Source organism: Shewanella sp. HL-SH8 (genome assembly GCF_051165765.1).
Taxonomy (GTDB): Bacteria; Pseudomonadota; Gammaproteobacteria; order Enterobacterales; family Shewanellaceae; genus Shewanella; species Shewanella glacialimarina.
Map to the genome: position 1 here is coordinate 2,285,074 of NZ_CP195039.1, position 24,314 is coordinate 2,309,387.

Annotated in this window: 15 protein-coding genes; 11 read left to right on the forward strand and 4 right to left on the reverse strand. The window is 39.3% G+C overall.

Features of this window, described 5'->3' with window-relative positions; all coding sequences use genetic code 11:
• Positions 1-300: 300 nt before the first annotated feature.
• From can to ACRWQN_RS10120, 4 genes are all read right to left on the reverse strand, one after another.
• Positions 301-912 (reverse strand): carbonate dehydratase, encoded by a 612-nt coding sequence (gene can, locus ACRWQN_RS10105; RefSeq protein WP_434937548.1) that lies wholly within the window; start codon positions 910-912, stop codon positions 301-303.
• Positions 913-1,107: 195 nt separating this feature from the next.
• A complete protein-coding gene (locus tag ACRWQN_RS10110) occupies positions 1,108-3,783 on the reverse strand; it encodes an MlaD family protein (protein ID WP_434937549.1) in 2,676 nt (891 codons plus the stop codon).
• The gene (locus ACRWQN_RS10115; protein ID WP_434929033.1) at positions 3,770-4,366 is read right to left on the reverse strand and encodes a paraquat-inducible protein A; all 597 of its coding nucleotides are present in this window, start codon (positions 4,364-4,366) and stop codon (positions 3,770-3,772) included. The genes ACRWQN_RS10110 and ACRWQN_RS10115 overlap by 14 nt, the downstream gene beginning before the upstream one ends.
• 88 nt (positions 4,367-4,454) lie before the next feature.
• Complete coding sequence (locus ACRWQN_RS10120; RefSeq protein ID WP_434929837.1) at positions 4,455-5,081, reverse strand: paraquat-inducible protein A; 627 nt, start codon at positions 5,079-5,081, stop codon at positions 4,455-4,457.
• Positions 5,082-5,264: 183 nt separating this feature from the next.
• Here ACRWQN_RS10120 and ACRWQN_RS10125 point away from each other — a divergent pair, with 183 nt between their 5' ends.
• From ACRWQN_RS10125 to ACRWQN_RS10175, 11 genes are all read left to right on the forward strand, one after another.
• Positions 5,265-5,549, forward strand: coding sequence for a YebG family protein (locus ACRWQN_RS10125; RefSeq protein ID WP_434937551.1), 285 nt, complete (start codon positions 5,265-5,267; stop codon positions 5,547-5,549).
• Between the two features lie 75 nt (positions 5,550-5,624).
• A complete protein-coding gene (locus ACRWQN_RS10130) occupies positions 5,625-6,083 on the forward strand; it encodes a GAF domain-containing protein (protein ID WP_434925994.1) in 459 nt (152 codons plus the stop codon).
• A 276-nt stretch (positions 6,084-6,359) separates the two neighbouring features.
• Entirely contained in the window at positions 6,360-6,983 is a 624-nt protein-coding gene (proQ, locus tag ACRWQN_RS10135) for an RNA chaperone ProQ (RefSeq protein WP_434929834.1), read from the forward strand.
• 22 nt (positions 6,984-7,005) lie between these two features.
• Entirely contained in the window at positions 7,006-9,057 is a 2,052-nt protein-coding gene (prc, locus tag ACRWQN_RS10140; RefSeq protein ID WP_434937553.1) for a carboxy terminal-processing peptidase, read from the forward strand.
• A gap of 73 nt (positions 9,058-9,130) precedes the next feature.
• A complete protein-coding gene (gene pepN, locus ACRWQN_RS10145; RefSeq protein WP_434937555.1) occupies positions 9,131-11,689 on the forward strand; it encodes an aminopeptidase N in 2,559 nt (852 codons plus the stop codon).
• Between the two features lie 73 nt (positions 11,690-11,762).
• Positions 11,763-11,981 (forward strand): DUF2835 family protein, encoded by a 219-nt coding sequence (locus ACRWQN_RS10150; protein WP_434937557.1) that lies wholly within the window; start codon positions 11,763-11,765, stop codon positions 11,979-11,981.
• A 311-nt stretch (positions 11,982-12,292) separates the two neighbouring features.
• Positions 12,293-14,329 carry a DUF1302 domain-containing protein gene (locus ACRWQN_RS10155; RefSeq protein WP_434925998.1) on the forward strand — a complete coding sequence of 679 codons (2,037 nt, stop codon included), beginning with the start codon at positions 12,293-12,295 and terminating at the stop codon, positions 14,327-14,329.
• 13 nt (positions 14,330-14,342) lie between these two features.
• Positions 14,343-15,707 (forward strand): DUF1329 domain-containing protein, encoded by a 1,365-nt coding sequence (locus tag ACRWQN_RS10160; protein WP_434925999.1) that lies wholly within the window; start codon positions 14,343-14,345, stop codon positions 15,705-15,707.
• A 102-nt stretch (positions 15,708-15,809) separates the two neighbouring features.
• Complete coding sequence (locus tag ACRWQN_RS10165; RefSeq protein ID WP_434937559.1) at positions 15,810-16,817, forward strand: WD40/YVTN/BNR-like repeat-containing protein; 1,008 nt, start codon at positions 15,810-15,812, stop codon at positions 16,815-16,817.
• A 40-nt stretch (positions 16,818-16,857) separates the two neighbouring features.
• Positions 16,858-19,167 (forward strand): efflux RND transporter permease subunit, encoded by a 2,310-nt coding sequence (locus ACRWQN_RS10170; RefSeq protein WP_434926001.1) that lies wholly within the window; start codon positions 16,858-16,860, stop codon positions 19,165-19,167.
• A gap of 270 nt (positions 19,168-19,437) precedes the next feature.
• On the forward strand, positions 19,438-24,282 hold the full coding sequence (locus tag ACRWQN_RS10175; protein ID WP_434926002.1) for an NAD-glutamate dehydrogenase: 4,845 nt from the start codon (positions 19,438-19,440) through the stop codon (positions 24,280-24,282).
• Positions 24,283-24,314: the final 32 nt, after the last annotated feature.

Genomic DNA, 24,314 nt, shown 5'->3' on the forward strand with positions numbered 1-24,314 from the left:
GTAATATTTCAATTTGCTCAAGCACTTTTCATTGTTATTGAAAATGGCTTCAAACTTTGAAGCCAAAATATAAAAGCCTCTTTGATAAATCAATGAGGCTTTTTTGTTATTTTTTAACATATTCAACTAAAGTAAAAAAGTAAGAAACTATAAAGCGGCATATACTTACAAGATTTTGTTTCCTACGCATCGACTTTTTTAGAAAGTTACTCTGTTAAAATTGCATTCAGTTAAGAGTAACTTATTAAGAACATAAAGTGTGTTTATATCAAATGCGCATTGCTAATAGGGTAATGTGAACTAGGTTCTTAATGCGGTATCATGATCGGCCGTCACACCTAAATCGGTTAATAATCCATTATTAATTCCATAAATCCAGCCATGAACAGAGACATTTTGACCTCTATGCCAAGCCTCCTGGACTATAGTGGATGTGGTAACGTTAGCCACTTGCTCGATGACGTTTAGTTCACAAAGACGGTCAAAACGCGCGGTTTCATTTAAACCGGTTAATTCATCTTGATGAATACGATGGATGTCGCGTAAATGCCCTAACCAGTTATCAATTAAACCAAGACGTTGATTTTGCATAGCCGCCTTTACACCACCACAACCATAATGCCCAACGACCATAATATGCTTAACTTTTAAAACGTCTACCGCATATTGTAAGACGGATAAACAGTTAAGATCGGTATGGATTACCATATTGGCAATATTACGATGGACGAAGACTTCACCCGGCATTAAATCAATAATTTGATTGGATGGAACACGGCTGTCGGAACACCCAATCCAAAGGTATTCAGGATTCTGTTGATTGGCCAGTTTTTGGAAAAAGGTTGGATCTTCTTGATTAATACGCTCAGCCCAGCGGCGGTTATTATCAAATAAAGGTTTTAACAGTTTCATAAAGTGTCACATATCATTGTTTAGTATAGATATGCTGATTGCCTAGGTGTAATTTTATAACGAGTATATCAGTAAAACACGCTGATCTGGTCTATCCAATTAACCAATAATCTGTTTGATTGATAGAATTGATAATTTTAAAAAAAGGCGAAGTAAAATAATTACTTCGCCTTTAAAAAATGTAACAAGCCTGATTTACTTATCTTGAGCTGGGCTCCACTCTTGCCATTCTTTATCCATGCTGTTTTGTAGCAAAAACTCAGTTGAAGGTGAAATCTTATTTACAGCTGTTGTGATGTCTTTAGTCACCACTGAAATTCCTCCTGAGAGTAGCGTTTCAAGTGAACCCGTTTCAATTTGTGCCCCAGAAAAAATACCAACCTCAAGTTTAATTCCTGATGCATCCCAAAACTGACTGCTGGTATTAACAAGGTGAGCATACTCTTGACGGATATGAGCAAACATAGTGACTTGTTGGCCTGTACTTGATAGCTCGTAAGCATCGATTTGGCCGATGGCTATGCCTCTGAAAAATAGAGGCGTGCCGACTTTGATTGACCCCAATTGATTATCGATTAAGGTAAAGCTAACGGCATCTTTTGGGCGGTTTGCATCATAGCGAACAGCCATTTTTGCTTCAAACTGGTCGCTAGTAATATTAGATGTCCCCGGCAATACACCAATGTACGCACCCGTGATTAGCGTATCAACATTTTTTATACCAGCAAGCGAGATTTGTGCTTCAACAACAAAATATTCAGAGTCTTGTTTACTAAAGTGCTTAGCATATTCTCCATATAAATAAGCAGTAGCATGCTGTTGAGATAAATCCTTAGTTAACTTAACTTGTTTCACTTCACCTATTTGATGGCCACGGAAACGGATAGGGGAGTTAGGTTCAATTTTAGCATTGGCGGGTAAAACAATAGCAATTGGTTTTGCCTGGGTTAAGGCTAAATGTTGATTGTCAAAAAGTTGATTATTAAATACTATCTTGGTTTGTGTCGATAACGTTTTAGTATCAACTGATTCAAACAGCTCATCATCAATAAAACCGAGTGAAATACTGCCTTTAATTGCCCCTGCAAGCGGTGCTACATCAATTTGCACTCCCGCCAAACTTGCATTCACTGTCACAGCATCATTACGCCAGAATACCGTTTTAGGTTGCAGTAACTGCTTAAACTGCTGTTCAATAGATAAATGCAGTGCAAATAAATCTTCTTTAGCTTGCCACTCAATTTTTGTAATGTGACCAATAGGCATTTTTTTATAATAAATGGGTGCGCCTTCACTTAAGCCTGCACCATCTTGGCTAATAACAGTCAATTTAAGTTTTTGTTGTTCAGTAAATAACTGCTGTGCAGAATCGATACTATTATAAATGGTAAATGCGCTACCTGACTTGACGGTCTCCTTAGCTCGACTGGGAACTAATGTTATCGCTCCTTCAAGTAATGTTGTTAAATCACGTGTTTCAAATTTAACTCCATCTAAGGATGCGTCTAATTTGATTGCCTGTTCACTTACAAAAAAACTGCCCTGAGTGATAAGTGATTTAAATTCGGGATAAATCTCAGCCTGATACTTAACCGCACTAAAATCTTCAGTCAATTGGGTCGAAATAATTTTTCCTATTGGTAGTTGTTTATACCTGACCTGTGCTCCAATACTCATACCAGTGTGTGAGTCTGATGTTAAGTTTATTAATAACTTCTGCTGTTTAAGTAGATCTGGAGCCTGGGTTTCAAGCGGGTAACTTGACGGTATTGCAGCAGAAGAAGTGCCAGGTAAAATATTAATCACATTGCCTGTCACTAAGCGTGATAGATTCTTCACACCAGCAAAAGAAATGTCCGCACCGGCAATCCAAAATCGAGAATCCGCTGCTAATAATGAGCGATATTGTAATTCAATTGCAGCTTGTAACGTTACTCCTGTGTCAGTTAATGCAAGTTTTTCAACTTTACCGACAGTAACGCCTCTATAAACCAAGCTCGCGTTTTCGCTAATATCCTCGGCATTCTGTAAGTGCAGATTAAATACTAAGCCGCCGTTAGCATGCTCTTCGTCTTCAAATAAACTAAAAATATCCCCATTCTCAGCTTGAGTGGTTTCACTGCCGGTATTAAAACTAATGCCACCTGCTAAAATTGAAGCAAGACTTTCGGTATTGATTTTGACCCCAGATAGTGAGGCATCAATACTGAGGCCTGATGCATTCCAAAAACGAGAGTCAGAGTGCACTAAATGCGAATATTGCTCCTGAATAAAGGCGCTAATAATAACATTTGAGCTACCTGATAATCGATAACCTACAATACTACCAACAGGTATTTGTCGATAAAAGATAGATGAACCTACGTCAATAGAGCCAAGCTTATCGGTATGAAGTTCAATAACCATGCCTTCACTACCAGGAGTAATAGCTGGTGCCTCTCGTTGTGCTTCAAAATTAGTGCGTGATTTACCATCTCCCGGTTGAATGGCAATATAATTACCCGAAAATAGCGTTTCAAGTCCTTCAACACCAGTAATACTGGCTTTTGGTTTAACTAACCAAAACTGAGTGTTTTTGTTCAAAAAAGGATCTGCACGATAGTCCATAACGACTTTTACATTTACGCCATTAAGATCTTCATCAATGCTGACATCCGTGACTTTACCCACAGCTAACCCTTGATATTTTACTAAGGTTTTACCGATATCAATGCCTGCTGCACTCGGGAAGTGAATGTTTATTTCAACGCCGGATTCTTTAATGCTTTTTATGCCTAGCCAAGTGCCAAGTACCAAAGCAACAATAGGGAGTAACCAGATAGGAGAAAATAGTTTTTTCTTTACAACTTTTGGCGATTCAATTTGCGTCATTATGAGTTTCCAAGCGGTCCCAAAGTAAGCGAGTGTCCAGCACTTTTGCTGCGAGTTGTGTTAATAATATTACTAATGCGAAGGCGGTTGCCGCAGGAGCGGGTTTTGCATCTAATAGTTGCCCCATATTCACTAATGCCACAGTGAGTGAAATAACAAATAGATCTAACATTGACCAGCGCCCAATCCATTCAATAATGTGAAAGCCGATCATCATTTTTCGTTTAGAAATAGGGATATTAAAGCTGATGGCACATAAATACAGCCCCAGTCCGAAAATTTTAAGCCAAGGTACAAGAATACTGGCAGTAAACACAATGATGGCAATCGGGTAAAGGCCTAAATGGACAAGATGTGCAATGCCGCTAAATATTGTATCGTTAGTCACTACACCACGATTGGTTAGTAAGGTAATTGGATAAATGTTCGCTAGGACCAGCAAAACGGTTGCTGTGACTAATAAAGCCCAACTTTGTTGAATACTAGCATAATTTCGGGTGCTCAGGCGTGAATGACAGCGACTACAATTTTGCTCGGTTGTCGGATTAACTTTTTTGCACACCAGACATAAACACACCCCCATCTTCTGACCCTGAGGCGCTAATGAGGTTAATTGGTTACCTTTATCAACTTCTGCTTGTGACAAAGTCGAATGAGTGACTTCGTTATTATCAGTCATTCACAAAACTCCACATATGCTCAAGATTATATTCACGCTGTAAAAATAGAATTGATAAGAATAATAAACAAAAGCTTAATGTTCCCATGCCGAAATAAACATCAGAAAAGTCAGATAGCTGAAATGCCGAGACTAAAAAACTAATTACATAAATTTCGAGCATTGTTAATTGAGAAAGTAAACCATGATTTTTGAGTAGGCCGCGGAACGTTTGCTGCCAAAAAGAAGAGGTTAAATTAAACTTTATAATTAATACTTGAAATAGAATAGATAAGACTAACAACGCAGGAGCGGCAACTGCGGAGGCTATCACGGCCAAACCTACAATCCAGTATCCCTGTCCCCATACCGCTACAGCAGATTCAAAAACGGTGGTAGTACGAATACTGCCTAGAAAGTTAATTTCAAGTACAGGTAACAAATTAGCAGGTAAAAATAAAATAAGTGAGGTGATACATAAAGCTAAAAGGCCGTTTATAGAGCAATAGGGTGTGTCATACAGAGCTGTATCGCATCGCGGACACAGCGCCCTGACATTAGAAGGCAATGCGCGCTTTCGAATAACTAAATCGCATGAGCGACAAAGAATGACTGCTTTAAATAGCTTAGGCTCTGGCATTATGTTTATTATTTAAATTTTCCTTATCATTAAGCTGCTTATATTATACGACATTTAAAAATTTAATGAGCAATATCGAACAAAATCATAAAACAAGTCAATTATTATGTTGATGACTATTGCGTATTACCCTTTAACTATGTCAACCTTGGCACTGTATATAAAAACAGTGGAGATATGTTCATGGCAGTGATAACTCAATTTGTCGTGGTAAGAGAAGGGGTTGAGAAAATGACTTTCACATCGAAGAAAGAAGCCGATGCCTACGACAAAATGCTTGATATAGTCGATAATTTAGTACCATTTCTAGCTGCTTCTGATGCTAATTTAGATGACGCTACCTGCGAACAACTTGCTTTCTATTTAGCAAATAATAAAGACGAATTATCTAATGTACTTCGTGGTGTTGTTAAAACGGCTACACCAGCAGAAACAAAGCCAAAGAAGAAGACCGTTAAACAAGATTAATTTCAAATAATAAAAACTACTGTTAACCTATGGGTTAAATTAGTTAAAGTAATATTTTGGGATCAAGGAATTACAATGAAAGTTGAGTTTTATCGAACGTTAACTCGTCAAGTGGAAGCCTTAATGGCAGGTGAGGACGATATTGTTGCTGCAATGGCAAATTTTTCAGCATTAATAAACGACAATCTTGATGATTTAAACTGGGCCGGTTTTTATATCACTAAAGATGAGCAACTTGTACTTGGTCCGTTTCAAGGTAAAGTTGCTTGTACAAGAATACCCTGGGGTAAGGGTGTTTGCGGCACCGCCGCTGCACTAAATCAGACCCAAAGAGTAGCCGATGTACATCAGTTTGAAGGACATATTGCCTGTGACTCGGCCAGTAATTCAGAAATCGTTGTACCTGTTCGCCAAAATGGTAAGGTCATTGCGGTACTTGATATAGACAGCCCATCACTCAATCGTTTTGACCAAGATGATCAAGATGGGATTGAATTACTGGTAAAACAGTTTGAAACTTGCCTATTTGATTAAATTGCAGGCAAAAAATAGTAAATGATTGTCGCAATCGCTGCTGTGAGCTTTATAATAGCCTGCTTGAGCATTCACATATCTGTGAAAAGCCAAATAGATGCTAGTGTAAATAGCTGAAAATTTGTTAGAGTTTGTTTCAGAGGCTTTAGCAGAACGGCTGTTAATGCTAATTTGTAGGCTAAGTGTCAGTAAACTGAAAATCTTAGCAAAAGATGAACGACTACAGGCTTATTTATATCTGCCGATTTAGTCCCCTTATTTAACGTGGAAGTAAAAATGGAATCAACAGACAAGTTGACCGACACCAACGCAATTTTAGCGTTTTTATATGAAACCTTTCCTGCATGCTTTATTGCAGAGGGCGACACAAAGCCATTAAAAATTGGTTTATTTCAAGATTTGGCTGAACGGTTAGCTGATGATTCTAGGGTTAGTAAAACACAACTTCGCGTTGCTTTGCGTCGTTACACTAGCAGCTGGAGATACCTTAAAGGTGTTAAAGTTGGCGTGCAGCGTGTTGATTTAGACGGCAATGAATGTGGCGCTTTAGAGCAAGAGCATATTGATCATGCTCAAGCCACGTTGAAAGAGAGCCAAGACAAAGCCAAAGCTAAACGTCAAGCTCAAGCGCCTAAGCCTGCTGCTAAAAAGCCTGCTAAGAAAGTGGCTCCTAAAGCTCGACCAGAAGCTAAAAAAGAGCGTCCAGTTAAAGTAGCTGCGCCGGTTGTTAATCTAGTACCTGCAAAAATGGAAGACCTATCTACCAACCAACGTGTAAACGTGAAGTTAGGTGCATCGCCAGTTGCTGGAACGATTACCGACATTAAGAAAGAAGATGTCCATGTTCAGTTAGATTCTGGCTTGAGCATCAAAGTACGTGTAGCCCACATACTATTATAAAAATTAAAGGAGTAACTTGTTGATGCGAAAACTTACATTGGCCGCGTCAATTGCTTGTGCATTCGTCGGATTTTCTGCATGGGCAATTTCACCAACGATTCAAATCAGCGAGTTACCCAAACTAGCCCAAGAGCCTCAACATCAGGCTGCGAGTAAACGAGTAACAAATTTGTTTACTCGTGCGCATTATCATCGTTTCGACCTTGATGATGCTTTTTCAGAGCAGATATACGCACGATTTTTAGAGCAACTCGATTATCGCCGCAATGTATTGACTCAAGCAGATATTAATAACTTTGACCAATATAAAAGTCAGTTTGATGACATGGTAAAAGCAGGTGATATATCACCTGCATATAAAATGTTTGATTTACTACAGACTCGTCGTTATGAACGTTTTGCCTATGCATTGACACTTCTACAAACAGAATTCGATTTTGCAAAAGAAGATGACGCTTATGAATTCGATCGTAAAGATTCTGCATGGCCAAAAGATGACGCTGAGCTTAATGAGTTATGGCGTCAACGTGTTAAATATGATGCGTTAAATCTTAAGTTAACGGGCAAAAAATGGGATGAGATTGTTGAGATCTTAACCAAGCGATATGACAATGCGATTAAACGCCTAAGTCAAACTAATAGCGAAGATGTATTCCAAACTGTGATGAACGCCTTTGCTAGAACTGTTGAGCCGCACACCAGTTACTTATCACCACGCAATGCTGAACGCTTCCAAATGGAAATGAACCTAAGCCTTGAGGGGATCGGAGCTGTTTTACAAATGGACGATGACTACACTGTCATTAAAAGTTTGGTTGCAGGTGGCCCTGCTGCATTAAGTGAAAAGCTATCACCGGAAGATAAAATCGTTGGTGTTGGGCAAAAAGGTAAAGACATTGTTGATGTTATCGGTTGGCGTTTAGATGATGTTGTTGAACTTATCAAAGGCCCTAAAGGCAGTGAAGTTGTGCTGCAGATTTTGCCTAAAAAAGGTGGCGCCAATGCTAAACCTTTTGATGTTACTATTATTCGAGACAAAATTCGTCTAGAAGATCGTGCAGCCAATTCTAAAGTGATTGAGCCTACCACAGGTGAATTTGCTCATCGTAAAGTCGGCGTTATTCAAATTCCTGGCTTTTATATGAACCTATCTGAAGATGTAGCTAAAGAATTGTCGAAGTTGAAAGAAGCTGAAGTCGAAGGCGTGGTTATTGACTTGCGTGGCAATGGCGGTGGAGCCCTCACTGAAGCGACATTACTCACTGGTTTGTTTATCGATGCAGGACCGGTTGTGCAAATTCGTGATGCTAATGGTCGCGTAAACCAAAATAGCGATAATGATGGTAGAAGTACTTATGACGGCCCACTATCAGTGATGGTTGACCGCTACAGTGCATCAGCATCAGAGATTTTTGCTGCAGCTTTACAAGATTACGAACGTGCACTGATTGTAGGTGAATCAACATTTGGTAAGGGAACGGTTCAGCAACATAAAAGCCTAGGTCGTATTTATGATATGTATGACAAGCCAATTGGCCATGTTCAGTACACCATTGCTAAGTTTTATCGTATTAATGGCGGCAGTACCCAACTTAAGGGCGTGACTCCTGATATTTTGTTCCCAAGTGCATTAGATGCCGGTGAATATGGTGAGTCAGAAGAGAAAAATGCGCTGCCTTGGGACAAGGTTCCTGTAGCTCAATACGGGACACTTGGTAGTATATTCCCTGAATTAGTCACTCAACTTGATACCAAGCATAAGCAGCGTATAAGTGCTGACGTAGAGTTTGGTTACATCTATGAAGATATTGCAGAATTCAAAAAGCATCATAATGATAAAACAATATCTTTAGTGGAAAGTACACGGATAAAATCTCGTGAAGACGATGAAAAACGTGCATTAGACAGAACTAACAAACGCCGTGTCAGCGATGGGCTAGAGGTGGTTAAGTCTTTAGATGATATTGAAGATGACAAAGATGCTAAAGTCCCTGATCCATTCTTAGATGAAACAGCCTTAATTATGCTGGATATGGTAGACGCAAAAAAGTTAGCTAAAGCACCAAGTCTCTAGCTAAAAAAATATATTAAAAACGCGCATTTGCGCGTTTTTTGTTATAAAAATATAAATTATGCAAGGAAATATAATGTCTGAAGCTCAGGTTAAGCATTTAAAAGATTATACCGCACCAACTTTTACTATTAGTCATATTGATCTGAATGTGATTTTAGACGGTGAGAATACTAAGGTGATAGCACTGAGTAAGATAACTCGTTCTCACTCACACCAATTAGATTTGATATTAGAAGGTGAACAGCTCAACTTGGTTTCGGTGAAATTAAATGGTAAGGCGTGCGAATATCGTCAAACTGAAAGTCAATTAGTGGTTGTTACAGATGAGACAGAGTTTGAATTAGAAATTACGACCGCGTTAGATCCTGAAGCAAACAGCAGCCTTGAAGGCTTATATATGTCTGATGGCGCATATTGCACACAATGTGAGGCGGAAGGCTTTAGACGTATCACTTATTTCTTAGATCGCCCCGATGTGTTAGCTACCTACACAGTTCGAGTCGAAGCCGATAAAGTCCAATTCCCTTATTTATTAAGCAACGGCAACCTAATTGAAACTGGCGAAATGCCGCGTTCTGGCCGTCACTTTGTGCGTTGGCAAGACCCGTTCCCAAAACCAAGCTATTTGTTTGCATTGGTTGCAGGTGATTTTGATATGCTTGAAGATCACTTTATTACTCAGTCTGGCCGCGATGTAAAGTTACAGGTATTTGTTGATAAAGGTAATTTACACAAATCTGTTCACGCTATGGCATCACTTAAAAAATCGATGAAGTGGGATGAAGACAGATTTGGATTAGAGTACGACCTTGATATTTATATGATTGTTGCTGTTGATTTCTTCAACATGGGCGCAATGGAAAATAAAGGTCTCAATGTATTCAACACAAAGTATGTGCTTGCTGACAAAGCGAGTGCTACTGATGAGGATTATCACGGCATAGAATCTGTTGTGGGCCATGAGTATTTTCATAATTGGACTGGTAACCGTGTGACATGCCGTGATTGGTTTCAGTTGAGCCTTAAAGAAGGCTTGACTGTTTTTCGTGATCAAGAATTTAGCTCTGATATTGGTTCACGTGCCGTTAATCGTATTCAGGCCATTAAGGTTATGAAGAATCAGCAATTTGCTGAAGACTCAGGTCCTATGTCTCATCCTATTCGACCAGAATCTGTGATAGAAATGAATAATTTCTACACAGTGACTGTTTATAATAAAGGTGCTGAAGTGATTAGAATGATGCATACCATTCTTGGCGAGCAAGGTTTTCAAGCTGGAATGAAATGTTATTTTGACCGTCATGACGGGCAAGCTGTGACCTGTGATGACTTTGTCAACGCAATGGAAGATGCCAGCGGTAATGATTTACAACAGTTCCGACGTTGGTATACCCAAGCAGGCACCCCGGTAGTTGCGGTTGAAGATACATTTGATAACACAACAGGTTTATACACTTTAACGATTAAACAATCTGTTGAAAGCCAGGGAATAAAAGGTCAAAATCTACATATTCCTTTTAGCATCGAGTTAATTAATCTTGACGGTAGCTCAATTGTCAATCAAGTACTGGACGTTAAAAAATCTTCTCAACAATTTGTCTTTGAAGGATTTAGTGAGAAGCCAGTTGCTTCTCTCTTGCAAGACTTTTCAGCACCTGTGAAATTACAGTATGCATTTAACGTTGAACAATTGGTTCATATCATGCGCTTTGCTTCAAGTGAGGTGGCACGCTGGGAAGCCTCAGTTCAATTATTTAGTCAATCGGTTTGGGACAATGTTTCACAGTTAGCAGATAAGCAAGTCATGTCTGTTGACGCTGGCGTTATTGAAGCATTTCGAGGCGTAATTTTAGACCCCGCACTCGATCATGCTTTGGTTGCAGAAATATTGAATTTACCATCTGCATCCTCTCTGATCGAGCAGGTTGATAAGCTTGACTTAGATGCGTTGCAAGTGGCAAGAGAGTTCGTTGTTGAAGAAATTGCATCAGCTTGTCAAGATGAGTTACTAGCAAGATATAGACAACTCTCAGTTATTGATAACGCTGCAGAACGTGCATTTAAGAATGTGAGTTTGTTATTGCTTGCGAGTGTTTCACAAGAGTATGAGCCATTAGTAATTGAGCAATTTAACCATTCAATTAATATGACAGACAGTCTTGCTGCACTAAAGGCGGCAACTGTTGGGCAGTTTGATTGTTTAGCTGATTTATTGGGAAAATTCGAATCTACATGGCATACAACACCATTAGTGATGGATAAATGGTTTATGTTACAGGCATTATCCAATACCGATAACGTGATTGATGCTATTAAACAGTTAACGCATCACAATAGCTTCAGCTTTAGTAATCCTAATCGTATTAGATCATTAATCGGTGCTTTTGCTTCTGGTAATACTTATCAATTCCACCGCAAAGATGGCGCAGGTTATGCTTTTTTAACTGATATTTTGATTAAGCTAAATAAGACTAATCCGCAGGTAGCATCAAGAATGATTACGCCTTTGATCCAATTTGCGAAGTATGATGACGGCAGGCAGCAAATGATGAAGCAGTCATTAATGACGCTGCAGAATCTGCCTAACTTATCTAAAGACCTTTACGAGAAGGTGAATAAAGCGCTCAGTTAAACGCTAAATAAACCGAAGGGGGTTAACTCTCCCTTCTTTTTAATTTTATTTCTGAATATTATATGGAGGCCCTGTGGAGTTTTATTTTTCTATTTATATTAGCTACATAAAGTTTTCTTCATACTATCAGGGTTATAGTGATTCCGTTGCTTTAACAGATGTTAAAGGTCGACACTTGCAAATTAACGCTAAATATTTCAGACCTTTTTTGACGCTAAATGGTATTAAGGGCCAATTTAAGTTGGAGTTAGACAGTCAAGGTAGATATAAGTCACTAACCAGGTTAGAGTAATTACTTCAAACGTTTGATTTATTGATTTTGATGTTAAGCTATCAAACTAATTTTGAATAAACTACTGAAATAAAATGTATTTAATTATTTGTCATCAACTCATTTTCTGTTCCCTAAACTCAATTCAAATATAGCACTCATTCTAGTTGTAGCATTCTCGTTAACCACGTTAATTTTATTATATATTTTCTTTATTTTGGCCTTGCTCAACAAGGTTAAATACTGTAACAATGGTGTTGCCTGTGGGCTAACAAGATGTTGGTTTAAATTCCTATAACAACGATTCCAGCAGGTTACGGAGATAAGCTAAAATGAATATTGTTAAGAAAAAATTTAACAAGTCGGCAATTACTTTGGGGGTAATGTCGGCTTTGTGTTTTGGAATGAGTCAAAATGCTTCTGCTGCCTCATTTGACTGGGGCGATGTAGAAGGTACCTTCGATTCCACCTGGACTGTCGGCGCTAGCTGGCGTGTCGGTGAACGTGACTGGGAAGGTCAAATTGGTAAGGTTAATCAACCACAATTTGATTGGTCTGGTTATTCTGCATTTAGTAACACTAAATACACATCCGCTGAAATTTGGGCTGAACCAGGCTCTTATTCAAGTAATAATGATTTAAGTAATTTACTTTACTCTCAGGGTGATACTACCTCTGAAATAGTAAAGGGATTACACGAGTTATCCCTCAAATACGAAAATTATGGTCTGTTTGTCCGCGGTATGTATTTCTATGACCGTAAACTAAACGATGGTAATTATGATTTTAATGATCCATTAACGGGTAATAGTTTTGATCCATGTGCCGATGATCGTGCCTCAGAAGTGCAATGTAAAGATGTGCGCTTATTAGATGCTTTTGTTTACGCGAACTGGGATTTAAATGATGGCCAAAACCCGTTAACAGTTCGAGTTGGTAACCAGGTTGTATCTTGGGGTGAGAGTACTCTTATTGCCCATGGTATTGGTGAAATTAACCCTGTTGATTTGAATATCTTAAATGCTCCAGGTGCTGAACTTAAAGAAGCTTTCCGTCCACAAGGTATGGTTTGGGCTTCTTTAGGGCTAACTGAAAACCTAAACGTTGAAGCGTTTTATCAATATCAGTGGGAGCCAGTGTGGGTCCCTACACCAGGTTCTATTTTTGCTACCAACGATTTTGCAGGTTTTGGTGGCTACAATCAAAATGCACAATTAGGCTTTAACTCTAATCCAGACATTAACTTAGACTTTTTAATATCTGAATATAAGAAGTTGTATACCAATGCAGCTGCTACTGGTTTTAATCCTGCAATGGCTTCAGCAATGACAGCATATTCAACTAAAGTAGCATTAATTCAAGATGAAGCGACACCAAGTGATGATGGCCAGTACGGCCTTAAACTAGGTTTTTATTCTCCTGAATTAAATGAAACAGAATTTGGTTTGTACTACATGAATTACCATAGTCGCCGTCCACTTATTAGTGGTACAGCGTCTAACTTTACCTCAGCTGGTATTGGCGGTGACTATGCTAAATTAGCCGCGAGTCAAGGTAATATTGACCGTGAATTGCTACTTAGCATGGAAACCTTTACTAAAGCACAGATTGTTTATCCAGAAGATATTCAACTATATGGATTCAGCTTTAATACTTTAGTGGGTGATACCTCTGTTGCTGGTGAAATTGCGCATCGTGTCGATGAACCTCTTCAGATTGATGACGTTGAATTGCTCTTTGCTGCTATGCCTCAACAATTGGCTAATGCAGGTATTCGTCCAGATTTAGACGGTATTTCACAAATGGATGTTGCCGCACCAGGAGCAACCGTTGATGGCTTTATTCAGCTAGATACTACTCAAGCACAAATGACACTGACACACTTATTTGGTCCTACATTAGGAACAGATAACTTAACTATGTTGGCCGAAATTGGTGGTGTGTGGATCCATGATATGCCAGGTTTTGATGAATTACGCTTAAATGGTCCTGGCACTTCGCGTTCAGGTGGCAATCCTGATATGCCAGGTATTATTCAAGCGGTTCACAATGGTCCTGAAACTAACCCATTTCCAACAGATTTTGCTTGGGGTTATCGTTTAGTGGCTAAAGCGGATTTTAATAACGTTTTTGCCGGTGTTAACATGGCGCCACGTATTATTTTCTCACATGATGTTGATGGGATTACACCAGATCCAATGTTTTTATTCACTGAAGGTAAAAAGTCAGTCGCTTTAGGGCTTAACTTTGATTATCAAAATCGTTGGGGCGTAGATTTCTCTTACAACAGCTTCTTCGGTGGTGTAGGGACAACTAACGCGATGGAAGATAGAGATTATATCTCGTTTAACGTCAAGTATTCGATTTAAAAGGATAATAACAATGAAAAAACTGACGATATTATCGGCAGCAGTTATTTTTGCACTAGGTGCTCCAGTTGCCATAGCTAAAGTATCAGAAGCTGATGCTGCTAAGTTAGGTGCAAGCTTAACGCCGATGGGTGCTGAAAAAGCGGGTAACGCAGATGGTTCTATTCCAGCATGGGATGGCGGAATTACTAAGCCAGTTGCTGGATATGAAAAAGGAATGCATCATTTAAACCCTTTTCCAAATGATAAAATCTTATTTACTGTTACCAATGCAAATAAAGCACAGTACAAAGATTTTTTAACGCCGGGTCAGAATAAACTATTTGATTTGTATCCAGATACCTATCAAATGAATGTGTATGAAACTCGTCGTACGGCATCTGTTCCACAGTATGTTTATGATGCCATTAAAGTGAATGCCACTTCAGCTGAATTAGTTGCTCAAGGAAATGGTATTTCTGGTGCGACGATAGGTGTTCCATTCCCGTTACCAAAAGATGGTTTAGAGGTCATTTGGAACCATATACTGCGTTATCGTGGTGTAGACGTAGAAACTTATCGTAGCCAAGCAGCACCAACCTCAAGTGGTTCATACACTCTGGTTGAAAATGCTGAAGAAATACGTTTTGAATATACTCGTCCAGAAATTACTTTAGACAAGTTAAAAGAAACCAATACTTTGTTCTATTTCAAGCAAGTGGTAACACAGCCAGCACGTTTAGCTGGAACGGCATTACTTGTAAAAGAAACCATGGATCAAGAAGCATTACCGCGTCAGGCGTGGACTTATAACACAGGACAACGTCGCGTGCGTAAGGCACCTAACGTTGCTTTTGATACCCCAGGTACAGTGTCTGATGGTTTAAGAACCACGGACGATTTCGACATGTTTAACGGCTCACCAGTTCGCTATAACTGGGAACTAGTCGGTAAAAAGGAAATATTTATTCCTTATAACGATTATAAGCTTCATTCAAATGAGCTTAAATATGACCAAATTTTAAAACCTGGTCATATTAATCCTGAATATGCGCGTTGGGAAAAACACCGTGTTTGGGAAGTAAAAGCGACCTTGAAAGAAGGTATGCGTCATATTTATAAAACCCGTGTTTTCTATATTGACGAAGATTCTTGGCAGGTTTCATTAACAGATATGTATGATAACCGTGACGAGTTATACCGTGTTGGTACGGCTCATACTATTAACTATTATGAAGTGCCTACAATGTGGAGTACTTTAGAAATATTCCATGACCTTCAATCTCGTCGTTATCTTGCAATGGGTTTAGACAACGAAGGTCGTATGTATAATTTTGATGCAAACTTATCAGAGTCTAACTTTACCCCTGATGCACTTCGTCGTGCAGGTATTCGTTAATTTGCTAAGATTGTTCAATATTAGTTAGTTAAATTCTAGATGTTAAATATTAGTTTTTATATAAAAGGGGCGCTTTGCGCCCCTAAACTTAAGGAAGTTTGTATGAAGGTTAGCATGCTTCGCAGTGCTGTCGCGATAGGATTAAGTGCATGTTTATATACTGCTTCGGTCAATGCTCAACTTGATCCTTTAACAGTTCAAATTCAACCACTTGCTCAAACATCTTTAATAACAGATGTTGTCAATGCAGGTGATAAGTTAGTCGCTGTTGGCCAACGTGGTCATGTCTTAGTATTTGATAAGCAATGGCAGCAAGTTTCCACGCCTGTTGTCACCCAATTGACGAAAGCTTTTTTTCTGACCGATACATTAGGCTGGGCAGTAGGTCACGATGCGACTATTATTCACACTAATGATGGCGGCATGACCTGGTCTTTACAGATGCAATCGACCGAGTTAGAAAAGCCTTTTCTAGACGTTCGTTTTTTCTCTGAGCAACATGGTATAGCAATTGGTGCATATGGTTTATTCTATCGCACTGAAGATGGCGGTAAAACATGGCAAGATGAGTTCCATCAAGAACTATTGTTTGAAGAAGACGTGTCTTATTTGAATGATTTAAAACAACAAGATCAGCAGCTTTACTTGTCTGAAAGAGCGGCTTTGTTGCCTCATTTTAATCGAATCATTAACTTAGATGATCAACGCTTGTTGTTGGTTGGCGAATTAGGCTTAGTTGCAGTGTCTACTGACATGGGACGTTCTTTTGAGCGTGTAGACTTTGATTATGATGGGTCAATGTTTAATGCTATCACTGTCGATAATAATGTTTATGTAATGGGCTTGCGTGGCCATGTGTTCCAAGCTTCATCTGATTTAGACGTTTGGCAACAAATTGAATTGCCTGTTGAATCATCGATTAACGGTGCTTTAGTTAATGACGGGGATTTATATCTTGTTGGAAATGCAGGTATTGTTTTAAAAGTTGATGATGGAAAAGCTGAAATAGTTACGCGTCGTCAAGGTGAAAACATTGTATCACTAGCGAAAAGCAAGCAAGGCGATATTTGGTTTGCGGGTTCAAAAGGGCTGTTTCAACTGCCTAAATAACATTTACTAAGACAAAAACAACAATAATAGGGCCGACAAGATGTTAGAAAAACTGGTCAATAGTTTTGAAACTCACTTATTCCGTAATCGGATGTGGGTTATTATTTCATTTATTTTTATCACGATATTTTTAGGGTACCAAGCAAGCCAGCTTAAAATGGATGCGGCTTTTAGTAAGAATATTCCGCTTCAGCATACCTACATGCAAACCTATACCAAACACCAAAAAGATTTTGGTGGTGCGAATGGGATTATGGTTGCGGTAGAAGATACCAGCGGTAATATATTTAACCCCGAATTTTTTGATGCACTTAAAAAGGTGCACGATGAGCTGTTTTTTATCAACGGTGTTGAGCGCTCACAAGTTAAATCACTTTATTCTCCTTCAACACGCTTTACTGAAGTGGTTGAAGATGGTTTTGCGGGCGGTCCAGTTATTCCGGCTGACTTTCAAACCGATGATTACGGCCTTAATACTGTTCGCGACAATATTGAAAAAGCAGGTATTGTGGGTCGTTTAATTGCAAATGATTATTCAGCAGCAATTGTTTCAGCTCAATTAATGGATTTTGACCCTGATACCGGTAAACCGCTTGATACTATCGCCTTTGCACAGCAGTTAGAAACGCAACTGCGCGGTCAGTTTGAAAACGAAAAGATTAAAATTCACATTATCGGCTTTGCCAAAATGGCTGGTGATGTGGCCGATGGTGCCAAAGGGGTTTTGCTGTTTTTCTTAATTGCTATCGCAATTACTGCTGTTATGGTTTATCTGTTTTCTAAATCAATCACGTTAACTGTCTTGCCATTGCTATGTAGTTTAATGGCCGTTATTTGGCAGTTAGGGTTGCTTACTGTTGTTGGGTTTGGTTTAGACCCTATGTCGATCCTGGTGCCTTTTTTAGTGTTTGCTATTGGTGTTAGTCATGGTGTTCAAATGATTAACGCCGTGCGCCGCAGAGTACTGGATGGACAAGCAACAAAAGCCGCCGCCGCATCAGCATTTAGAAGCCTATTAGTGCCAGGTGGTATCGCATTATTGTCTGATACGGTAGGTTTTTTAACATTATTAGCCATCGATATTGGTATCATTCGTGAGTTAGCTATTTCTGCCTCTTTAGGTGTGGCAGTGATTATCTTAACAAACTTAATTTTGTTGCCTTTGGTTATTTCCTATACCAACTTGTCTAATGCCCAGGAAAACCCAGAGCACAAGGCTAAAGTCGAAAACCTTTGGCGTAGTTTGTCTAAGTTTGCAACACCAAAATATGCGGTTGTCGTGTTAAGTTTTACTGCTGTGCTTTATGGTGTTGGCTATATGCAAGCGACTCAAATGAAAATTGGAGACTTAAAAGGTGGCGCTCCAGCGCTGCATCAAGATTCGCGCTATAACCTTGATACCTTTTTCATTACAGATCACTTTTCTATTACTACCGATGTAATGACCATTATTGTTGAAGCTGCACCAGAAGCCTGTACTTATCATTCATTGCTTAATCAAATTGATCAATTTGAATGGATGGTTGCTAACACTCCTGGCGTTGAGTCTACAGCGAGTTTGGCATCGATTGCTAAAGCGGTTAACTCAGGTTTCAACGAAGGTAACCCTAAATGGCAGATATTGCCTCGCACCACTGCGAGCTTAGTGCAAGCGGTTGGGCAAGTGCCTACAACATCGGGCCTACTAAATGGTGATTGCTCTGTGATGCCGGTTTATCTTTTCTTAAAAGATCACAAAGCAGAAACGATTGAAGTCGTTGTTGATAAAGTTAAACAGGTTGCAGCTGAGCTTAATAGCGATAAATTGCAGTTTAAATTAGCTTCTGGCCCAGTTGGCGTTATGGCCGCGACTAATGAAGCCGTTAGCGAAGCACAGCTCCCTATGATGATTTATGTTTATGGTGCGGTGTTCTTCCTGTGTTTAATTAGCTTTAAGTCACTTAAAGCGACGATTGCTGTGATTATTCCACTTTATGTGGTGTCAACCCTTGCACAAGCCTTGATGACATTACTGGATATTGGCCTTGCCGTAAGTACTCTACCGGTAATCGCGTTAGGTGTCGGTATTGGGGTGGACTACGGAATTTATATTCTTTCCACTATGTCAAATAAACTTAGCAATGGCATGCCAGTACAACAGGCTTATTTTGAAGCATTGGTTGAGCGTGGCAGTGCGGTTATCTTTACTGGCTTAACTTTAGCCATAGGTGTAAGCACTTGGTTCTTTTCTGCACTTAAATTCCAGATGGACATGGGTATTTTGTTAACCTTTATGTTTTTAGTAAATATGTTAGGTGCAATTATTATTCTGCCAGCACTTTCAGCACTATTTTGGCCTAAAAAGAAATAAAAACAATAACTTGAATTAAATGGAGGGCTTAGCCCTCCATTTTTTTTTGCATAGTTAATCTAAAACATCGAGTTTAATTGCATATTAAACAACAAAAGACTTACGAAACTGTATATCGAGAGGATGTACCACTAAAATTTTCCTCGATATAGCAGCAATTTAGTACTAAGCTCTGCATCAGATCTCAGAAATTTTGTTTCTGAGTTAAATAAGCTGAAGCATCCATAAAATGATAAAAGCGCTGCCATAGACGCTTAAGGAATCTGCAACATGGCCTTTAAAGATGTAATGCCTTCTGTACTATTAGAGAATGTAGTTAATTTGATTCATTCAAAAATTCCTAATTCACAAGCAAAACAAGTTGAGCAATTTGCCCAATGCCTCTACGCCCATATGTCAAGAGACGACCTCAATGTCCGAAATGACAGTGATTTATATGGTGCTGTAGTGAGTCTTTGGAATGCGCTTAATAAAACTGCGACAGGGGATACCCATATTCGCGTGTTCAATCCGACTCAATCAAAACATGGCTGGCAGTCAACCCATAGTGTGATTGAAGTCATTCAACCCGATATGCCATTCTTAGTTGATTCATTATCTATGGCGCTTAACCGCATGGGAATTACCGCTCATGTAATGTTACATACCCCATTAGCTGTGGTGCGTGACAGTAAAGCCGTTACCCAAGTAACTTTTGTTAATAATGCGCCTAAAGCCAGTGATAATATCGCGGTATTCTTAATCGAGATTGATAAGCAAAATAGCGATGCAGACATCAAAGCAATAGAAAAAGAAATTCAATCCGTACTTGCTGATGTTGTCGCCTCTGTTGTTGATTGGGAAGAAATGTCTGCAAAGCTTTCTGACACAATTAAACAATTACCACAGCGCCCTTTTCCTGGAGATAAATCTGAGTTAGAAGAGGCCGTTAATTACCTTACTTATTTAAATAACCATCATTTTACACTTTTAGGCTATCGTTATTACGATCTAAAGCGTGTTGAAGGTGATGTTGAATTAGTCCCTGACTTAGAAAGTAGTTTGGGTTTAATGAGCCGCTCAAAAACAGCGACCAGTGATCGTGGTTTATTGTTGTCGACCTTGTCTGAAAGTGCGCGCCGTGAAGCGTTAGATTCAAGTTTACTTGTGTTGACTAAAAGCTCTGCTAAAAGTCGTGTTCACCGTCCAGCATATGTCGATTATGTCGGTGTAAAAAGATTCGATAAGAAAGGCAATGTGATTGGTGAAGATCGTTACATCGGCCTATATGCCTCTAATCTCTATAACCGTAGTCCGCGTGAAATTCCATTATTGGCTGAAAAAGTACAACGTATATTAGATCAATCAGGTCTAGCACCACGTTCACATGACTATAAAGCGTTAATGAATATTCTTGAGAACTTGCCTCGCGATGAGCTTATTCAAGCGAAAGTGGAAGAGCTTTCACATATGGCACACGGTGTATTGCAAATGCAAGACCGTGACAAGTTGAAGCTATTTGTGCGCAAAGATGGTTTTGGTCGATTTTTATCGTGTTTAGTGTATGTGTCTAAAGACCGTTATAACACTAAATTCCGCCAAGATACCCAACGCATTCTTGCTCAACACTTTAATAGTAATGAAGATGTTGAATTTACGACTTACTTCTCTGAGTCAACGTTAGCGCGTACTCATTACATTATTAAAGTCGATAACAATAATATGGATGTGGATGTGGCAGCGATTGAACACAATCTTATTGAAGCTGCGCGCTCATGGGATGATAAATTACACTCAGCACTTAATAATGCTTTAGGTGAACAAGCGGGTACTGGATTAACTAAACGTTACATCAATGCTTTCCCACAAAGTTATAAAGATGATGTATTACCGAGTTCTGCGGTTGTTGATCTTCAACACCTTGAAGCCTTGGATGATGAACATAAGTTAGGCATGTTATTCTATCAGCCACAAGAAACAGCATTGAATGACAACAAAGTGCGTTTAAAGCTGTTCCATAAAGATGAACCTATCCATTTATCAGATGTGCTACCAATGCTTGAAAACTTTGGTTTACGTGTGATTAATGAGCGCCCTTACGAAGTTAAAACCAATGATGGTAATACATTCTGGATCCTTGACTTCTTAATGACAGTTCAAGGTGCTGCAATTGATAACCTTGCCGATAGCCAGGAACGTTTCCAAAATGCTTTGTCATTTGTATGGCAGAAAAAACTAGAAGATGACGGTTTTAACCGTATGGTGCTATCGACAGGTTTGAATGGCCGTGAAGTGTCTATTTTACGTGCATATGCAAAATATATGCGCCAGATTGATGCCACTTTCAGCCAGTCTTACATTGAAGAAACCTTCAGCCGTTATCCAAAACTTGCTGACTTGCTTGTTAAAATGTTTATTCGTAAGTTTAACCCTAAGCTTAAAACGCGCACATTAAGTAAATTCCTAGAGCAAATAGATAAGCAATTAGATGATGTATCAAGCTTAGATGATGACCGTATCATTCGCCGTTACTTAGATTTAATTAACGCGACTTTACGGACTAACTTCTATCAAACGGATGCTAATGGCGATAATAAAGCCTATACCTCGTTTAAATTTGCACCTAACTTAATTCCGGAAATGCCAAAGCCACTACCTAAATTCGAAATCTTTGTTTATTCACCAAGAATCGAAGGCGTGCATTTACGTGGCGGTAAAGTAGCCCGTGGTGGTTTGCGTTGGTCTGATAGACGTGAAGATTTCCGTACAGAAGTATTAGGCCTTGTAAAAGCACAGCAAGTTAAAAACACCGTCATTGTACCCGTTGGTGCAAAAGGTGGTTTTGTGTGTAAACAACTTCCTACAGAAGGTGGGCGTGAAGCATTCTTTACCGAAGGGCAAGAGTGTTACCGTTTATTTATTCGCGGTTTGTTGGACATTACCGACAATATCAAAAATGGTGAGGTTATTCCGCCAGTTGATGTTGTACGTCACGATGAAGATGATTCATATTTGGTTGTTGCTGCTGATAAAGGTACAGCGACATTCTCAGATATTGCCAACTCAATCGCAATTGAATACGATTTCTGGTTAGGCGATGCATTTGCCTCTGGCGGTAGTAATGGTTATGACCATAAAAAAATGGGTATTACTGCAAAAGGTGGCTGGGAATCTGTTAAACGTCACTTCCGTGAAATAGGCATTGATTGTCAAACCACAGATTTTACCTGTTTAGGTATAGGTGATATGGCAGGTGACGTTTTTGGTAACGGTATGTTGTTATCTGAGCACACCAAGTTAGTTGCAGCATTTAACCACATGCACATCTTTATTGATCCAAATCCAAATGTAGCTGAAAGCTATATTGAGCGTCAGCGTTTATTCGCACTACCGCGTTCAAGTTGGGAAGATTACAATGCCAAGTTAATTTCTAAGGGCGGCGGTATTTTCTTACGTTCTGCCAAGTCATTAAAATTGACCCCAGAAATGAAAACCATGTTGTCTACCGATAAAGACAGCATGAATCCAGTCGAATTATTAAAAGAACTGCTTAAAATGCCAGTTGATTTGATGTGGAACGGTGGTATTGGGACTTACGTTAAATCAAGCAAAGAAACTCACGTTGAAGTGGGTGACCGCGCAAACGATGCATTGCGTGTTAATGGTAATGAAATGCGGGTTAAAATCGTCGGTGAGGGTGGCAACTTAGGTTGTACTCAACTTGGGCGAATCGAATACGCGGCGAATGGCGGTCGTATTAATACCGATTTCGTCGATAACGTAGGCGGTGTTGATTGTTCTGATAACGAAGTCAACATTAAAATTTTCTTGAATACTTTAGTTGCCGAAGGTGAGTTAACCGTTAAACAACGTAACCGTATCCTTGAAGAAATGACCGATGAGGTCGGTGAAATTGTACTTCAGGATTGTAAAGATCAAACACGTACCATTTCTGTGACTCAAGTTCATGGTGTTTCTCAGCTTAAAGAACAAATTCGTTTCATTCAGTATTTAGAAAAAGAAGGCAAGTTAGATCGTGCCCTTGAATTCTTACCAACTGATGATGATTTGGCCGAGCGTTTAGCTAATGGCCGTGCTTTAACCCGTCCAGAACTATCTGTTTTAGTCGCTTACGCAAAAATGGTGCTTAAAGAGCAGTTAGTGACTCCTGAAATTACTGAAGACAGTTTCTTAAGTAAATTGCTAGTGGCTTACTTTCCGAAAAAACTTCAAGCTAAATACGCCCATAAGATGGTACAGCATCCTCTACGCGGTGAAATTATTGCCACATCATTAGCAAATGAGCTAGTTAATGATATGGGCTTCAATTTTGTACAACGTATGCAAGATGAGACTGGCGCCACAGTCGCTGAAGCGGCCATTTGTTACACTATGGCCCGTGAAGTGTTCGGTTTAGATGAATTAACTAAATCAATTACTGATTTAAACGGTGTAATTCCAGCGGTTGTACAGGGTGAGATGTTGCACCAGTTACGCCGTAATATGCGTCGTGCTTGTCGCTGGTTTATCCGTCATCGTAATCGTAGTCATAATATTGAACAAACAGTTGAGTTCTTTAAGCCAGTATTTGAAAAGCTTAAAGACAATGTAGATCAATATATGATAGCTGCCGAAGTTAAAGCGATATCTGCAGAGATTAATTCGCTTACCAAAGAAAATGTGCCAATGTCAGTTGCAACAGTTGTTGCTAAAATGAGCACATTATTCTCGGCGCTTGATATCGCACAAATTGCTGAAATTGAAAATAAATCACTCGACTTAGTGTCTGCAACCTACTTTAAACTAGGTGCAAAAGTTGAGCTGCATTGGTTCTTAGAGCAAATTAGTGCGCAACCAGTGGCAAACCATTGGCAAGCATTAGCTCGTGCAGCTTTCCGTGAAGAATTGGACTGGCAGCAACGTGCATTAAGCTCAGCGGTACTCCGTACTTGTAGTGATACTTGTGATGCAGATATTGTGATTAATCAATGGATCAAGAGTAATAAAACCTTGCTTCAACGTTGGTATCACATGTTAGCTGACTTTAAAGTATCGCAAACACATGAGTTTGCTAAGTTCTCAGTCGCCCTACGTGAACTTAACTTGCTTATTTTGCATTGTGAAGGTCAGAAGTAATTCTTTATAATGTGAACTAGCCCTGGCGATTG

What these genes read in the sequence shown, in the direction of transcription:
- ACRWQN_RS10175 (WP_434926002.1), top strand. Translation starts at nt 19,438, where the DNA reads ATGGCCTTTAAAGATGTAATGCCTTCTGTACTATTAGAGAATGTAGTT.
- ACRWQN_RS10155 (WP_434925998.1), top strand. Translation starts at nt 12,293, where the DNA reads ATGAATATTGTTAAGAAAAAATTTAACAAGTCGGCAATTACTTTGGGG.
- proQ (WP_434929834.1), top strand. Translation starts at nt 6,360, where the DNA reads ATGGAATCAACAGACAAGTTGACCGACACCAACGCAATTTTAGCGTTT.
- ACRWQN_RS10130 (WP_434925994.1), top strand. Translation starts at nt 5,625, where the DNA reads ATGAAAGTTGAGTTTTATCGAACGTTAACTCGTCAAGTGGAAGCCTTA.
- ACRWQN_RS10125 (WP_434937551.1), top strand. Translation starts at nt 5,265, where the DNA reads ATGGCAGTGATAACTCAATTTGTCGTGGTAAGAGAAGGGGTTGAGAAA.
- can (WP_434937548.1), bottom strand. Translation starts at nt 912, where the DNA reads ATGAAACTGTTAAAACCTTTATTTGATAATAACCGCCGCTGGGCTGAG.
- ACRWQN_RS10165 (WP_434937559.1), top strand. Translation starts at nt 15,810, where the DNA reads ATGAAGGTTAGCATGCTTCGCAGTGCTGTCGCGATAGGATTAAGTGCA.
- pepN (WP_434937555.1), top strand. Translation starts at nt 9,131, where the DNA reads ATGTCTGAAGCTCAGGTTAAGCATTTAAAAGATTATACCGCACCAACT.
- ACRWQN_RS10110 (WP_434937549.1), bottom strand. Translation starts at nt 3,783, where the DNA reads ATGACGCAAATTGAATCGCCAAAAGTTGTAAAGAAAAAACTATTTTCT.
- prc (WP_434937553.1), top strand. Translation starts at nt 7,006, where the DNA reads ATGCGAAAACTTACATTGGCCGCGTCAATTGCTTGTGCATTCGTCGGA.
- ACRWQN_RS10160 (WP_434925999.1), top strand. Translation starts at nt 14,343, where the DNA reads ATGAAAAAACTGACGATATTATCGGCAGCAGTTATTTTTGCACTAGGT.
- ACRWQN_RS10120 (WP_434929837.1), bottom strand. Translation starts at nt 5,081, where the DNA reads ATGCCAGAGCCTAAGCTATTTAAAGCAGTCATTCTTTGTCGCTCATGC.
- ACRWQN_RS10170 (WP_434926001.1), top strand. Translation starts at nt 16,858, where the DNA reads ATGTTAGAAAAACTGGTCAATAGTTTTGAAACTCACTTATTCCGTAAT.
- ACRWQN_RS10115 (WP_434929033.1), bottom strand. Translation starts at nt 4,366, where the DNA reads ATGGGGGTGTGTTTATGTCTGGTGTGCAAAAAAGTTAATCCGACAACC.